The 14,087-nt window shown below is 68.3% G+C and carries 14 protein-coding genes; 8 read left to right on the forward strand and 6 right to left on the reverse strand.

Features of this window, described 5'->3' with window-relative positions:
- Nucleotides 1-8 precede the first annotated feature (8 nt).
- Complete coding sequence (locus NCG93_RS02110; protein ID WP_194415782.1) at nt 9-1,034, forward strand: quinone-dependent dihydroorotate dehydrogenase; 1,026 nt, start codon at nt 9-11, stop codon at nt 1,032-1,034.
- A gap of 21 nt (nt 1,035-1,055) precedes the next feature.
- On the opposite strand, the gene NCG93_RS02115 is transcribed toward NCG93_RS02110, so the two are convergent.
- The gene (locus NCG93_RS02115) at nt 1,056-1,652 is read right to left on the reverse strand and encodes a DUF3043 domain-containing protein (RefSeq protein ID WP_194415780.1); all 597 of its coding nucleotides are present in this window, start codon (nt 1,650-1,652) and stop codon (nt 1,056-1,058) included.
- Between the two features lie 47 nt (nt 1,653-1,699).
- Here NCG93_RS02115 and NCG93_RS02120 point away from each other — a divergent pair, with 47 nt between their 5' ends.
- The 6 genes from NCG93_RS02120 to NCG93_RS02145 all read left to right on the forward strand — a co-directional run bounded on the left by NCG93_RS02120 (nt 1,700) and on the right by NCG93_RS02145 (nt 7,727).
- On the forward strand, nt 1,700-3,100 hold the full coding sequence (locus NCG93_RS02120) for a dipeptidase (RefSeq protein ID WP_194415778.1): 1,401 nt from the start codon (nt 1,700-1,702) through the stop codon (nt 3,098-3,100).
- Between the two features lie 126 nt (nt 3,101-3,226).
- Entirely contained in the window at nt 3,227-3,592 is a 366-nt protein-coding gene (gene erpA, locus NCG93_RS02125; protein ID WP_194415776.1) for an iron-sulfur cluster insertion protein ErpA, read from the forward strand.
- Between the two features lie 169 nt (nt 3,593-3,761).
- On the forward strand, nt 3,762-4,664 hold the full coding sequence (gene ctaC / locus NCG93_RS02130) for an aa3-type cytochrome oxidase subunit II (RefSeq protein WP_194415774.1): 903 nt from the start codon (nt 3,762-3,764) through the stop codon (nt 4,662-4,664).
- Nucleotides 4,665-4,666: 2 nt separating this feature from the next.
- A complete protein-coding gene (gene ctaD / locus NCG93_RS02135) occupies nt 4,667-6,430 on the forward strand; it encodes an aa3-type cytochrome oxidase subunit I (protein ID WP_194415772.1) in 1,764 nt (587 codons plus the stop codon).
- Nucleotides 6,431-6,865, forward strand: a complete 435-nt coding sequence (locus NCG93_RS02140) for a cytochrome c oxidase subunit 4 (protein ID WP_194415770.1) — start codon at nt 6,431-6,433, stop codon at nt 6,863-6,865. It abuts the gene before it with no gap.
- A gap of 55 nt (nt 6,866-6,920) precedes the next feature.
- Nucleotides 6,921-7,727: a PP2C family protein-serine/threonine phosphatase gene (locus tag NCG93_RS02145; RefSeq protein WP_194415768.1), complete on the forward strand. Its 807-nt coding sequence runs from the start codon at nt 6,921-6,923 to the stop codon at nt 7,725-7,727.
- Between the two features lie 60 nt (nt 7,728-7,787).
- Here the strand turns inward: NCG93_RS02145 and NCG93_RS02150 are convergent, their stop codons facing one another.
- The 5 genes from NCG93_RS02150 to ctaE all read right to left on the reverse strand — a co-directional run bounded on the left by NCG93_RS02150 (nt 7,788) and on the right by ctaE (nt 12,783).
- Entirely contained in the window at nt 7,788-8,207 is a 420-nt protein-coding gene (locus tag NCG93_RS02150; protein WP_194415766.1) for a rhodanese-like domain-containing protein, read from the reverse strand.
- 143 nt (nt 8,208-8,350) lie between these two features.
- Nucleotides 8,351-10,156: a cytochrome bc1 complex cytochrome b subunit gene (gene qcrB, locus NCG93_RS02155; RefSeq protein WP_194416090.1), complete on the reverse strand. Its 1,806-nt coding sequence runs from the start codon at nt 10,154-10,156 to the stop codon at nt 8,351-8,353.
- A 44-nt stretch (nt 10,157-10,200) separates the two neighbouring features.
- Nucleotides 10,201-11,280 (reverse strand): cytochrome bc1 complex Rieske iron-sulfur subunit, encoded by a 1,080-nt coding sequence (gene qcrA, locus NCG93_RS02160; protein WP_194415764.1) that lies wholly within the window; start codon nt 11,278-11,280, stop codon nt 10,201-10,203.
- Nucleotides 11,281-11,317: 37 nt separating this feature from the next.
- A complete protein-coding gene (qcrC, locus tag NCG93_RS02165) occupies nt 11,318-12,121 on the reverse strand; it encodes a cytochrome bc1 complex diheme cytochrome c subunit (protein WP_194415762.1) in 804 nt (267 codons plus the stop codon).
- A gap of 20 nt (nt 12,122-12,141) precedes the next feature.
- Nucleotides 12,142-12,783 (reverse strand): aa3-type cytochrome oxidase subunit III, encoded by a 642-nt coding sequence (ctaE, locus tag NCG93_RS02170; protein WP_194415760.1) that lies wholly within the window; start codon nt 12,781-12,783, stop codon nt 12,142-12,144.
- Nucleotides 12,784-12,970: 187 nt separating this feature from the next.
- Here ctaE and trpD point away from each other — a divergent pair, with 187 nt between their 5' ends.
- Nucleotides 12,971-14,032 (forward strand): anthranilate phosphoribosyltransferase, encoded by a 1,062-nt coding sequence (gene trpD, locus NCG93_RS02175; RefSeq protein ID WP_194415758.1) that lies wholly within the window; start codon nt 12,971-12,973, stop codon nt 14,030-14,032.
- Nucleotides 14,033-14,087: the final 55 nt, after the last annotated feature.

Here is a 14,087-nt window from a genome sequence, read left to right on the forward strand (position 1 = left end):
TAGGAGGGATGTATCCCCTCCTCTTCCGCACCGTGCTGTCGCGCATGGATCCCGAGTCCGCCCACCACAGCGCGATGGTCGTGATCCGGATGCTGGGGGTCCCGCCTTTCTCGTGGGTCGCGCGCGCGATCACCCGTCCCGCCCCGCAGCTGGCGACGAGGGCCCTCGGGCTCGCGTTCGACTCGCCGTTCGGCGTCGCCGCAGGGTTCGACAAGGATGTGACGGGCGCCGCGGGCCTTCATGCGCTGGGATTCGGCCACGTCGAGGTCGGCACGGTGACGGCGATCCCGCAGGACGGGAATCCTCGTCCGCGCCTGTTCCGCCTGATCCCGGATCGCGCCGTCGTCAACCGGATGGGCTTCAACAACCACGGCGCCGAGGCCGCCGCAGGGCGGCTGCGCAGACTGCGCCGGCGCACGCGTCGCACCGTGCTGGGAGTGAACATCGGCAAGAGCCGCGTGGTCGACGTCGCCGACGCGACCGCCGACTACGTGCGCAGCGCCACGCTGCTGGCCCCGCTCGCCGACTATCTGGTCGTGAACGTGTCGTCGCCGAACACGCCCGGTCTGCGTGGACTGCAGGCGGTCGAGACGCTGCGGCCGCTGCTGGACGCCGTGCGAGAGGCGGCCGGCACCACGCCGCTGCTGGTCAAGATCGCCCCCGATCTGTCCGACGACGAGGTCGTCGCGATCGCACGGCTCGCCGTCGACGCGGGACTCTCCGGAATCATCGCCACGAACACCACGATCTCGCGTGACGGACTCGTCACCGATCCCGCGGTCGTCGCGGGCGCCGGTGACGGCGGTCTGTCCGGCGCCCCCCTGAAGAAGCGCGCGCTCGAGGTGCTGCGACTGCTGCGCGCGACGGTGCCCGCAGAGTTCTGCGTGATCTCCGTCGGCGGGATCGAGACCGCCGCGGACGTACAGGAGCGGCTGGATGCCGGCGCCACCCTGGTGCAGGGCTACACGGCCTTCCTGTACCGCGGTCCGCTCTGGGCCCGCCAGATCAACCGCGGACTGGCGACGCAGCGCTGAGGGCGTGCGTCGCCCGGCGGCTCAGGCCGGCTTCTGACCGCGCTTGACCTGCGGCTTCGGCAGGCGCAGGAACCGCATTTGCACCGTCCGCATCGCCGCGTACCAGCCGAGGCCCTTCTCCACCCGGCCTTCGCCGAACTTCTTCTTGACGGCCCGCTTGACCGTGATCGAGGTGATCACCATGTCGCCGATGACGAAGAAGATGAAGATCCACAGGCCCACGAACGCGTAGTACTGCACGGCCGGGAGCGGGAGGAAGGTGGCGAGGATCACGACGACCATGGCGGGCATGACCGCCTCGCCGAGGTGCCAGCCGGCATCGACCCAGTCCCGCACGAACTTCCGCTGCGGGCCCTGATCGCGCGCGGGCAGGTAGCGCTGGTCGCCGTTGGCCATGCCGATGCGGGCCTTCTCACGCTGGGTGGCGAGGTCGGCCTTGGCGCGTGCCTTCGCCTCCTTCGTGTCGGCGACGAGGGGGCGCTTGCGCGCAGCCTCCTGCTCGGCGCGGGAAGGAGTGGGGCGTCCCTTGGGCGAAGGACCGCCGAGGGGGACGCCGTTCAGCGCGGTGCCCTCCGACGGTGCGTCGTTGGACGAAGGTGCTGCAGGTGTCTTGGCCACGGATGATCCTCGATGTACGGAGTAGGGGTGCACTTAAGATTACCCGCATGACCTCTGACCTCTCCCGACAGGATGCTGTGCGCGAAGCCGCGGCATCCGGCATCCCTTCCGCCCTCGCCGATCTCGGGACGCTGGTGCGCATCCCGTCCGTCGCATTCCCCGGGTTCGACCCCGCAGAGGTGCAGCGCAGCGCCGAGGCGGTCGCCGGGCTGGTACGCGACACCGGACTGTTCGACACCGTCGAGATCCGCTCGGCCGCGATCCCGGGCACGGGGGAGCAGGGCAGCCCCGCCGTGCTCGCCACACGCGCTGCCCGCAACGGTCGCCCGACGATCCTGCTGTACGCGCACCACGACGTGCAGCCGGTCGGCGACGAGTCGCTGTGGGAGTCGTCGCCGTTCGAGCCGACGGTCCGCGGCGGCCGCCTGTACGGTCGCGGCGCCGCCGACGACAAGGCCGGCATCATGGGGCACCTCGCCGCGCTCCGGGCGCTCAAGGAGGCGCTCGGCGACGACTTCGACCTCGGCGTCGTGCTGTTCTTCGAGGGCGAGGAGGAGGCCGGGTCGCGCTCGTTCGCGCAGTTCCTCTCCGACAACGCCGACGCGCTCCGCGCCGATGTGATCGTCGTCGCGGACTCCGGCAACTGGGATGCGAAGACGCCCGCGCTGACCGTCTCGCTGCGCGGCAACACGCGCTTCACGCTGCGCGTGCGCACGCTGGAGCACGCGTCGCACTCGGGCATGTTCGGGGGAGCGGTGCCCGACGCCATGATGGCGACGGTCAAGCTTCTCTCCACACTGTGGGACGACGACGGCGCGGTCGCGGTGGCGGGACTCACCGAGCGGGATGCCGAGACCCCGCCGTACAGCGAGGAGACGCTGCGCGACGAGGCGGGGCTTCCCGCGGGCGTCTCGCCCGTCGGCCGGGGCACGATCCTCGGCCGCATCTGGAACAAGCCGTCCATCACGGTGACCGGCATCGACGCGCCCAGCGTGGTCAACGCCTCGAACACGCTGAGCCCGGAGATCTCGGTGGTCATCAGCGCCCGTATCGCCCCCGGTCAGGCGGCCCGCGACGCGTACGGCGCGATCGAGGCCCACCTGCGCGCGCACGCGCCGTTCGGCGCGCAGCTCGACTTCAGCGACCACGACTTCGGCGATGCGTTCCTGGTGGACACGTCGGGATGGGCCGTCGAGGCCGCGCGCGAAGCGCTGCACGAGGGGTACGGCGTGGAGTCGGTCGACATCGGCGTCGGCGGGTCGATCCCCTTCATCGCCGACCTGGTGCGCGAGTTCCCGGGTGCGCAGATCCTCGTCACGGGCGTCGAGGACCCGCACGCGAAGGCGCACAGCCCGAACGAGTCGCTGCACCTCGAGACCTTCCGCAACGCCGTCCTGGCCGAGGCGCTGCTGCTCGAGAAGCTCGACGCGCGCACCTCGCAGGCGTAGGCCGTCTCCGGGATCGGCGTGCACACGCCGGTCTCGGAGCCTCCTCCCGGCGCGCACGCGTAGAATCGAGGCATCCCGCCGCCTGCAGTGGATGATCGATCCGGGCGGCCCTTCCGGAGGAGTGCCATGACCGACACCGCACTGACGACCGAGCAGACCGCCCGCGAGCATGGTGTGCTGCTGACCGACGCCGCCGCCGGCAAGGTCAAGAACCTGCTGGAGCAGGAGGGCCGCGACGACCTGCGTCTGCGCGTCGCCGTGCAGCCCGGCGGCTGCAGCGGCCTGATCTACCAGCTGTACTTCGACGAGCGCTACCTCGACGGCGACAAGACCGTCGACTTCGACGGCGTCGAGGTGATCATCGACGACATGAGCGTCCCGTACCTCGACGGCGCCACCATCGACTTCAAGGACACCATCTCGGAGCAGGGGTTCACGATCGACAACCCCAACGCGGCGGGCTCGTGCGCCTGCGGCGACAGCTTCCACTGACGGGTCGGCGATCCAACACTTTTCCGGCGGGTCCGGCGTGCCACGAATGGCCGCCGGGCCCGCCTTTTTCAGCGGGCCGGACACGATCCAACCTGGGCGGATGGCCTGAATCCCCTGGACGCTTGCCCTAGACTGGCGGGAGTCCTGTTCGTGATCGGAAAGGTGCACAGTGCCTTCGAAACGCCGTATCCGCTGGGCCGTTCTCCCGCTCGGGATCGCAACGGCAGCAGTCCTCGCCGGATGCACCCCGACCGAGCTGCACGGCTTCCTCCCCGGGTTCACCGAAGACGGCCAGGCAGCCACCAACCACACCGACATGGTCGCCGGTCTCTGGGTCAACTCCTGGATTGTCCTGCTGGCCGTCGGCATCATCACGTGGGGCCTGATGGGCTGGGCCGCGATCGCCTACCGCCGGCGCAAGGGTCAGATGGGTCTTCCCGTCCAGCTGCGCTACAACATGCCGATCGAGATCTTCTACACGATCGTCCCGCTCATCCTGGTGATCGGGTTCTTCGCCTTCACGGCGCGTGACCAGACGGTCCTCGAGACCCAGTACGACGAGCCGGACGTGTCGATCACGGCGATCGGCAAGCAGTGGGCGTGGGACTTCCAGTACAACGGCGAGACCGATGACGACACCGTCTGGAGCATGGGCGTCCAGGCTCAGCCTGCTCCGAACGGCGACATCGACCAGGCGGCGCTGCCGACCCTGTACCTTCCGGTCGACCAGACGGTCAAGATCAAGCTGCAGTCGCGTGACGTCATCCACTCGTTCTGGATCATCGACTTCCTGTACAAGAAGGACATGTACATCGGCAGGGACAACTACTGGTCCTTCACGCCGACCCGGGAGGGCACGTACGCCGGCAAGTGCGCCGAGCTGTGCGGCGAGTACCACTCGGCGATGCTCTTCAACGTGGAGGTCGTGAGCGAAGACGAGTACGAGGACTACCTCGACTCGCTCCGCGACGCCGGCCAGACCGGTGACATCGACGACGCCTACGACCGCCTGCAGAACTACCCGGGTACGGGTGCCTCCGGCGAGGCGTCAGACGAAGAGGGAGACCACTGATCATGGCGACGACGCTTCCGCTCCAGGAGACGACGCAGGGTCGCCCGACGACCCTGCCGCCGCGTCAGGCCGCACTGCTCAGCGCATCGCGCGTCGAGCAGAAGGGCAACATCATCGTCAAGTGGATCACCTCCACCGACCACAAGACGATCGGCTATCTGTACCTCATCTCGTCCGTCGTGTTCTTCATGCTCGGCGGCGTGATGGCGCTGATCATCCGTGCCGAGCTCTTCGAGCCCGGCATGCAGATCCTGCCGACGAAAGAGCAGTACAACCAGCTCTTCACGATGCACGGCACGATCATGCTGCTCATGTTCGCGACCCCGCTGTTCGCGGGTTTCGCGAACGCGATCCTGCCACTGCAGATCGGTGCGCCCGACGTCGCGTTCCCGCGTCTGAACGCGTTCGCGTTCTGGCTGTTCCTCTTCGGTTCGACGATCGCCGTCGCCGGCTTCCTCACCCCGCAGGGTGCGGCGGCGTTCGGATGGTTCGCCTATCAGCCGCTCGCGAACGCCAGCTTCTCGCCCGGCGCCGGCGGCAACCTCTGGATGCTCGGCCTCGGCATGAGCGGGTTCGGCACGATCCTCGGCGCGGTGAACTTCATCACGACGATCATCACCATGCGCGCGCCCGGCATGACCATGTGGCGCATGCCGATCTTCTCCTGGAACACGCTGATCACCAGCATCCTGGTCCTGATGGCGTTCCCGGTGCTCGCCGCCGCCATCCTCGCCGCCGCCGCGGACCGCGTGCTCGGCGCGCACATCTACGACCCGGCGAACGGCGGCGTGCTGCTGTGGCAACACCTGTTCTGGTTCTTCGGTCACCCTGAGGTGTACATCATCGCGCTGCCGTTCTTCGGCATCGTCTCGGAGATCTTCCCGGTCTTCAGCCGCAAGCCGATCTTCGGCTACAAGACCCTGGTCTACGCGACGATCGCCATCGCGGCGCTGTCGGTCGCGGTGTGGGCTCACCACATGTATGTGACCGGCGCGGTGCTGCTGCCCTTCTTCGCGCTCATGACGATGCTCATCGCGGTACCCACCGGTGTGAAGATCTTCAACTGGATCGGCACCCTCTGGCGAGGGTCGGTGACGTTCGAGACGCCGATGGTGTTCGCGCTCGGCTTCCTCGTGTCGTTCGTCTTCGGCGGTCTCACCGGCGTCATCCTCGCCTCGCCGCCGCTCGACTTCGCCCTGTCGGACTCGTACTTCGTCGTCGCGCACTTCCACTACGTCGTGTTCGGCACCGTCGTGTTCGCCATGTTCGCCGGGTTCTACTTCTGGTGGCCCAAGTGGACGGGGCGGATGCTCAACGAGCGGCTCGGCTACGTGCACTTCTGGATGCTGTTCATCGGCTTCCACATGACCTTCCTCATCCAGCACTGGCTGGGCGTCGACGGCATGGTGCGCCGCTACGCCGACTACTCCGAGGCCGACGGCTGGACCTGGCAGAACCAGGTGTCGACGATCGGCGCCGTCCTCCTCGGCGCCTCGATGATCCCGTTCCTCTTCAACGTGTGGATCACGTCGCGCAAGGCGCCCCGGGTGACCGTCAACGACCCGTGGGGCTACGGCGCGTCGCTGGAATGGGCGACCTCGTGCCCGCCGCCGCGACACAACTTCACGTCGATCCCGCGCATCCGCAGCGAGCGGCCGGCATTCGACCTGAACCACCCCGAGGCGGGGATCCCGGTCGGCGTCGGCCCGGCGAAGGACGCTCCCGAAGCCCCGGTCTCCGATCTCGCCGATGGAGAGGTGAAGTAAGTGCGCACCAACACCGGACTCTGGTGGCTGCTGTCCACGTTCTTCCTGTTCGTGGCGATCGTCTACACCGGGTGGAACATCATCGCCCACCCCGACGTGCCGTGGTACCACGGCGTGGAGTGGGTCGGCAGCGTCGCGCTGCTCTTCACCGCGCTCATGGGCGCGCTCATCGCCTTCTACATCGGTCGCGTGCACCACGCGCAGGGCGGGGAGCTGCCCGAGGATCTTCTCACCGCGGACATCGACGACGGTGACCCGGAGCTCGGCGAGTTCAGCCCGTGGTCCTGGTGGCCGATCGTGCTCGCGTTCTCCGCGGCCCTCGGCATGATCGGCCTGGCGGTCGGCGCGTGGCTCATGCCGATCGGAATCGGCGTCTTCGTCGTCGCGATCGTCGGCTGGGTCTACGAGTACTACCGCGGGTACTTCGCTCGCTGATCAGCCAGCTGACGCCTCGCGTGGCCTGCCACGTCGCCTGCCCGGGTTCCCGTCTATGACGGGCGCCCGGGCGCGTCTGCGTGCGGCCGCCTTCTCCGACATCGGTCCGCATCGCGCCACCAACCAGGATGCCGCCTTCACGGCCACCTGGGGAGCAGCCGTCGCGGACGGGGTGGGCGGTGGACCCGCCGGCGATCTGGCGTCCTCGACGTTCGTCCATCGTCTCGCGGCGGGACGACTCGATGGACTCGAGCCCATCCAGCTCGCGGACAGCGTGCGGTCCGCGAACTGGGACCTGCGCGCCCACGTCGAGCGCGACCCGTCGCTGCGGGGCATGGCGACCACCTTCACGGGACTGTTCGTCGACCGCGACGGCGGCATCCTGCTCGCGCACACGGGCGACTCGCGCGCGTACCGGCTGCGCGACGGAACCCTGACGCAGATGAGCCGCGACGACTCGCTCGTCCAGGCGCTGGTGGATCAGGGACTGGTATCGATCGCGGAGGCGGCTTCGCATCCGCGCCGCAACCTCATCACCGCCTCCCTGAGTGGTGCCGAGCGCGACGCCGCGACGGTGACAGCCTTCGACGCTCCGGTCGGGGACCGCTGGATGCTCTGCAGCGACGGGCTCACCGACTATGTTCCGGATGCCGACATCCGCGCGATCCTGACCGGCATCGACGACGCGGAGGAGGCCGCGGAAGCGTGTGTCAGCCGGGCGCTCGACGCCGGCAGCCGCGACAACGTCACGGTCGTCGTGTGCGACGTCGTCGACGCGGGGATCCACGGTGACTCGTCTGCGCCGACGTCCTTCTACGGTGCGGCGGCGGCTCGCTACATGGAGGGCCTCGAGTCGGCCTGAGCCGGCGTCACATGGCGTTCAGCCGGGGTCACGCGGCGTTCAGCCGGGGTCACGCGGCGTTCAGCCGGCGACCCTCGAGCGCACGACCATGACCTGCGGGTCGAACACGCGGGGGAGTGCGCCCTCGTCGTTCTCGGTCGGCTGGCCCTCGCGCACCCAGTACTCGTAGCCGCCGATCATCTCCTTGACGGCGTAGCCGAGCTTCGCGAACTCGATGGCGCCTTTCGCGCCCGCGTTGCAACCGGGGCTCCAGCAGTACACGACGACGCGGGTCGATGGATCGATCTCGCGCGGTGCGCGCTCCGCGATCTCGCGGTATGGCATGTGGATCGCGCCCTGGATGCGCCCCTGCGTCCACGCGTCGTCGCCGCGCACGTCCACCAGCACGAACGGCTCGCCGTCCTTCTGCGCGGCGTACACGTCGGAGGCGTCGGTCTCGAGGGCGAGTTTGGCGGAGAAGTACGCGAGCGCATCGGTCATGAGTCAACGCTACGTCGGGGCGGGAGATCCGCCCCCTGGATCCTCGGTCACACCGCGTACGATTCCTGCCGATGCCGAATGAGGGATGCCCCGGCACGATCGTCAAGATCGTGCCGGGACATCCCTCGGTGAAGGACTGCGACCTACTGGTCGGTCTCCTTCTCACGGTTCTTCGCCGGCTTGGTGCCGGCCTCGGGCTCGGGCACGATCACATTCGAGGGGCGCACCGGCACCTCGCTGTTCCTGCCGTCGTCGATGGGCGTGTGCGGCGCGTCCGGCACACCGGCGCGCTCGTGGGCACCCTGCAGCTCGAGATCCTCTTCCTCGGCGATGTGGCCGAGCTCGTGGTGCTGGTGAGCCAGTGCCGCGTCGAGCTCGCCCTGCGAGACCGGCGTGAGGCGGTCTTCGAAGAACCAGCGCGAGATCGAGGCCCGCACGTTCTCGTGCCAGGGGATGCGACCCTTGGCGTTCGGGCGCACGACGAGCGGCTCGTAGGTGTCGAAGTCGGCGAGCTTGAAGCGCTCGTACTCGTCGACGGGCTGGTGGACCTCGATGTACTCGCCGCCGGGGAGACGGACGATGCGGCCCGACTCGTAGCCGTGCAGGACGATCTCGCGATCCTTCTTCTGGAGCGCGACGCAGATCCGCTTCGTCACGAAGTACGCGATGATCGGGCCGATGATCAGCAGCGCCTGCAGCGTGTGGATCACGCCCTCCATCGTCAGCCAGAAGTGCGTGGCGATGATGTCGGAGGACGCAGCGGCCCACATGACGGCGTAGAACGTGACGCCGGCAGCGCCGATCGCCGTGCGGGTGGCGGCGTTGCGCGGACGCTGCGCGATGTGGTGCTCGCGCTTGTCGCCGGTCACCCACGCCTCGATGAACGGGTAGATCAGGACCAGCACGATGAAGATGCCGATGACGATGAGCGGCACCAGGATGTTGAACGACCACGTGCGGTCGAGGAACACGACCTCCCACCCGGGCGGGATCAGGCGCAGCATGCCGTCGGCGAAGCCGATGTACCAGTCGGGCTGGGTGCCCGCCGACACGGGGGACGGGTCGTACGGGCCGTAGTTCCAGATCGGGTTGATCGTGAACAGCGATGCGATGAGCACGATCACGCCGAACGTGATGAACAGGAAGCCGCCCATCTTCGACATGTAGACCGGCATCATCGGGTAGCCGACGACGACGCTGTTGGTGCGCCCCGCGCCCGCGAACTGGGTGTGCTTGTTGATCACCATCAGCATGAGGTGGACCACGAGCAGTCCGACGAGGATCGCCGGCAGCAGCAGGATGTGCAGCGTGTACAGACGGCCGACGATCGCCGAGCCCGGGAACTCGCCGCCGAACAGCAGGAACGAGGTCCAGGTGCCGATCAGCGGGATGCCCTTGATGATGCCGTCGATGATGCGGAGGCCGTTGCCCGAGAGCACATCGTCAGGCAGCGAGTAGCCGGTGAAGCCCTCGCCCATAGCGAGGATGAACAGGATGAAGCCGATCACCCAGTTCAGCTCGCGCGGCTTGCGGAACGCGCCCGTGAAGAACACGCGCAGCATGTGCACGCCGATGCCGGCCACGAAGACCAGGGCGGCCCAGTGGTGGATCTGGCGAACCAGCAGGCCGCCGCGCAGGTCGAACGAGATCTCGAGGGTCGACGCCATGGCGGCCGACATCTCGATGCCGCGCATCGGGAGGTACGCCCCGTTGTAGTGGGTCTCGACCATCGACGCCTGGAAGAAGAACGTGAGGAAGGTACCCGTCAGCAGGATGACGACGAACGCCCAGAGCGCGATCTCGCCGAGCATGAACGACCAGTGGTCGGGGAAGATCTTGCGGCCGAGCTCCTTGACGAAGCCCGAGAGGCTCGTGCGCTCGTCGATGTAGTTCGCGGTGGCGCCGATGAAGCGCCCGCCGAGGGGCTTGTCGCGCCCGTTCGGCGACACGGGTGCACCGGGAGCCTCAGGCTGCTCGGTGACGGTTGAGGTGCTCAATGACGCTCCCAGAAGCTCGGGCCGACGGGCTCGTTGAAGTCGCTCCTCGCGATGAGGTAGCCCTCGTCGTCGACGGTGATGGGCAGCTGCGGCAGCGGACGCGCGGCCGGGCCGAAGATGACCTTGGCGTGATCCGTGACGTCGAACTGCGACTGGTGGCAGGGGCACAGCAGGTGATGCGTCTGCTGCTCATACAGCGCCACCGGGCAGCCGACGTGGGTGCAGACCTTGGAGTAGGCGACGATGCCGTTGTAGGACCACTCCTTGCGCTCCTCCGACTCCACCAGATCCTCCGGCAGCAGGCGGACGAGAAGCACGATGGCCTTGGCCTTCTCTTCGAGGTAGCCCTCGCTGTGCGACACCGCGGCCAGGGCCTCGGGGATGACGTGCACGGCGGAGCCGAGGGTGAGGTCGGCGGCGCGGATGGGCTCGCCCGAGGGGTCGTGCGCCAGGCGCATGCCCTTCTTCCACATGGTGTGCTCGAGGAGGTACACGGGGTCGCCCGCGTGCGGCTTCTCGGGAGAATCGAACGGCGCGAGGCCGCGGAACAGCACGACGCCCGGGACGACCGAAGCCACGAGGGCGGCGATCATCGAGTTGCGGACCATGACACGGCGCCCGAAGCCGGACTCCTCGTTCGCGTCTGCGAACGCCTGGATCGCGGCCTCACGGGTCGTGTCGCGGCCGCGCGTGGCGTGCCGGGGCTCGACGAACTCCTTGTCGGACACGACGGCCTTCGACCAGTGGATCGCGGCGACGCCGATGGCCAGCAGCGCGAGCGCGATGCCGAGTCCGATGAAGAGGTTGTTGTTGCGGATGTCGACGATCCGCCCGCTCTCGATCGGGAACAGCATGTACGCCGCGATGGCCCAGATGCTGCCGGCGATCGAGAGGTAGAAGAGCGTGTAGACGCCGCGCACGGCGCGCTTCATCGAAGCGGGGTCCTGGTCGGTCATCCGCTCGCGGTGCGGGGGGAGGCCAGGGTTGTGCACCGGGTCGGGGACCGCGACGGCGAGCCCGGGGGAGGGCTTCCAGGAAGCCCTCTCGTGCTCGAGCGGGTCGTCCTCGTGGGCCATGCTGCTCCTCGTCAGTGTTGCGTGTGTCGTACGTAGATCAGTTGGACTTCGCCGTGATCCACACGGTGATGGCGATCAGCGAACCGATCCCGAAGATCCAGATGAAGAGGCCCTCCGAGACGGGGCCCAGCGAGCCGAGCGTGAATCCGCCCGCCGACTCGTTGTCCTGCAGGTAGAGCAGGTAGGTGATGACGTCGCGCTTCTCTTCGGTGGTCAGCGTCATGTCGTTGAACACCGGCATGTTCTGCGGGCCCGTGACCATGGCCGCGTACATGTTGAGGGGACTCGTCGTGTGCAGGTTCGGCGCGTACTTGCCTTCGGTGAGCGCACCGCCGGCGCCGGCGACGTTGTGGCACATCGCGCAGTTGATGCGGAAGAGCTCGCCGCCTTCAGAGGCGCTGCCGCCGCCGTCGAGGACTTCGTCGTCGGGGTAGGTCGGGCCGGGCGCGATCGACTGCACGTAGGCGCCGACGGCCGCGATCTGCTCCTCGGTGAACTGCGCCGGCTTCTGCGGCGCCTGGGGCCCCTGCATCTGCAGCGGCATGCGACCGGTGCTCATCTGGAAGTGCACCGCGAGCTCACCGACGCCGTACAGCGACGGGCCGTCCTCGGTGCCCTGCACGTTCAGGCCGTGGCAGGTGGCGCAGTTCGCCTGGAACAGCTTCTTGCCGTCCTCCACCGTGAGCGCGGAGTTCGTCACCGTCTCGGGGGTCGTCGCCGCCATCGCGGCGGATGCCCCGGCGTAGACGCCGCCGGTGATGAGCAGGCCGATGCCGATCAGTGCGGCTGCGGCCCAGGGGCTGCGGCGGCCTTTTGAGCGGCGCGTGGTCTCTCGTGCCATGTCGGGTTACAGCTCCGCTCTCACTTGAGGAAGTAGATGACGAGGAAGAGGGCGATCCAGACGACGTCGACGAAGTGCCAGTAGTACGACACGACGATCGAGGAGGTCATCTCCTTGCGCCCGAAGTTCTTGACGGCGTACGCGCGACCGATCACGAGGAGGAAGGCGATGAGGCCGCCGGTGACATGAAGGGCGTGGAACCCGGTGGTGAGGTAGAAGGCCGACGCGTAGGAGTTGGCGCTGATCGGCATGCCCTCGGTGACGAGCTGGGCGTACTCCCACACCTGGCCCGAGACGAAGATCGCGCCGAGCGCGAAGGTGAGCCAGAACCACTCGACCATGCCCCAGCCGAGCCAGCCGCGCTCCTTCAGCGAGTAGGGCTGGAAGCGCTCGGCGGCGAACACGCCCATCTGGCAGGTCACGGACGACAGCACGAGGATGATCGTGTTGGCCGTCGCGTAGGGGATGTTCAGCAGCTGCGTCTCCTGCGCCCACAGTTCGGGCGAGGTGCTGCGCAGGGTGAAGTAGATCGCGAACAGGCCCGCGAAGAACATCACCTCGCTGCCGAGCCACACGATGGTTCCGACAGCAACCGGATCCGGCCGCTTGACGGACCGCATGGCCTGGGAGTAGGTCGCTGTCGAGGTCGTCACGCTCCCCATTATGGCCGATTCAGGGCCGCGATTTTCGCATCGGAGGGCATGTCTTCGGCCGTGCGGGAACTTAGGGGAGCCTAAGAGGACGCTGCGACTCTGCCGTGAACACGTGGTGAAGACGCAGAATCGCCCGACGTGGGACGCCGTGTCACGAAAACGTTCCGATTCGTGCGCGCGGCTAGGCTTCTCGGTTATGGCGGAGCTGTACACCTGGCCGGGAATCCTCACCACACTGCTCGAGCGGCGCGATCTCAGCGTCTCGGAGTCGACGTGGGCGATGCGCCAGATCATGTCGGGCAGCGCGACGCCGTCCCAGCTGGGCGGATTCCTGGTCGCGCTGCGCGCCAAGGGCGAGACCGTCGACGAGATCGTCGGCTTCCGCGATGCGATCCTCGAGGCCGCCCTGCCCCTTCCCGTGGACGCCGCGGTGCTCGACATCGTCGGCACCGGCGGCGATCGCTTCGGCACGGTCAACGTCTCGACCATGGCGGCACTCGTGGCCGCGGCATCCGGGATCCCCGTCGTCAAGCACGGCAACCGGGCCGCGAGCTCGTCGTCGGGCTCGTCGGACGTGCTCGGCGCCCTCGGCATCGACCTCGCGCTGTCACCGGACGCGGTGGCCGAGACCCTCTCGCGGGCGGGCATCACGTTCGCGTTCGCCGCGGCGTTCCACCCCGGCTTCAAGCACGCCGGCGCGACGCGGAGCGAACTCGGCGTGCCGACGGTGTTCAACTTCCTCGGACCGCTGTGCAACCCGGCCCGCGCCGAGGCGAACGCCGTCGGCGTCGCGCACCTCGACAGGGTGCCGCTCATCACCGGCGTGTTCCAGACGCGTGGTGCGACGGCGCTGGTGTTCCGCGGCGACGACGGGCTCGACGAGCTGACCACGACCGGACACAGCCGCCTGTGGGAGGTGAGCCGGGGGGACATCCACGAGCACGACCTCGACCCGCGCGATCTCGGCATCCCGCTGGCCGACATCGACGACCTCCTCGGCGGTGATCCCGCGCACAACGCCGCTGTCGTGCACCGCGTGCTCGGCGGCGAGCAGGGGGCGGTCCGCGACATCGTGCTGCTGAACGCGGCGGCCGGGATCGTGGCCTATCGGCTGTTCCGCGACGCCACGGAGGTGCAGCGGCCGATCCTCGAGCGCCTCGCCGAGGCGCGCGACGACGCGGCCGCGGCGATCGACTCGGGTGCAGCCACTGCCACACTCGAGCGCTGGGTGCAGGCGACGAAGGCGCTCGCGGGCTGAGGCGGGTCCGCCGCTGCGCGGCGCGCTCTCTTCCGCCGCACCGGCGGGCGCCGAT

Source organism: Microbacterium yannicii, assembly GCF_024055635.1.
GTDB classification, from domain to species: Bacteria; Actinomycetota; Actinomycetes; order Actinomycetales; family Microbacteriaceae; genus Microbacterium; species Microbacterium yannicii.

Coding starts and splice junctions, on each gene's coding strand:
- NCG93_RS02110 (WP_194415782.1), top strand. CDS start 9: ATGTATCCCCTCCTCTTCCGCACCGTGCTGTCGCGCATGGATCCCGAG.
- NCG93_RS02120 (WP_194415778.1), top strand. CDS start 1,700: ATGACCTCTGACCTCTCCCGACAGGATGCTGTGCGCGAAGCCGCGGCA.
- erpA (WP_194415776.1), top strand. CDS start 3,227: ATGACCGACACCGCACTGACGACCGAGCAGACCGCCCGCGAGCATGGT.
- ctaD (WP_194415772.1), top strand. CDS start 4,667: ATGGCGACGACGCTTCCGCTCCAGGAGACGACGCAGGGTCGCCCGACG.
- NCG93_RS02145 (WP_194415768.1), top strand. CDS start 6,921: ATGACGGGCGCCCGGGCGCGTCTGCGTGCGGCCGCCTTCTCCGACATC.
- NCG93_RS02150 (WP_194415766.1), bottom strand. CDS start 8,207: ATGACCGATGCGCTCGCGTACTTCTCCGCCAAACTCGCCCTCGAGACC.
- qcrA (WP_194415764.1), bottom strand. CDS start 11,280: ATGGCCCACGAGGACGACCCGCTCGAGCACGAGAGGGCTTCCTGGAAG.
- qcrC (WP_194415762.1), bottom strand. CDS start 12,121: ATGGCACGAGAGACCACGCGCCGCTCAAAAGGCCGCCGCAGCCCCTGG.
- ctaE (WP_194415760.1), bottom strand. CDS start 12,783: ATGGGGAGCGTGACGACCTCGACAGCGACCTACTCCCAGGCCATGCGG.
- trpD (WP_194415758.1), top strand. CDS start 12,971: ATGGCGGAGCTGTACACCTGGCCGGGAATCCTCACCACACTGCTCGAG.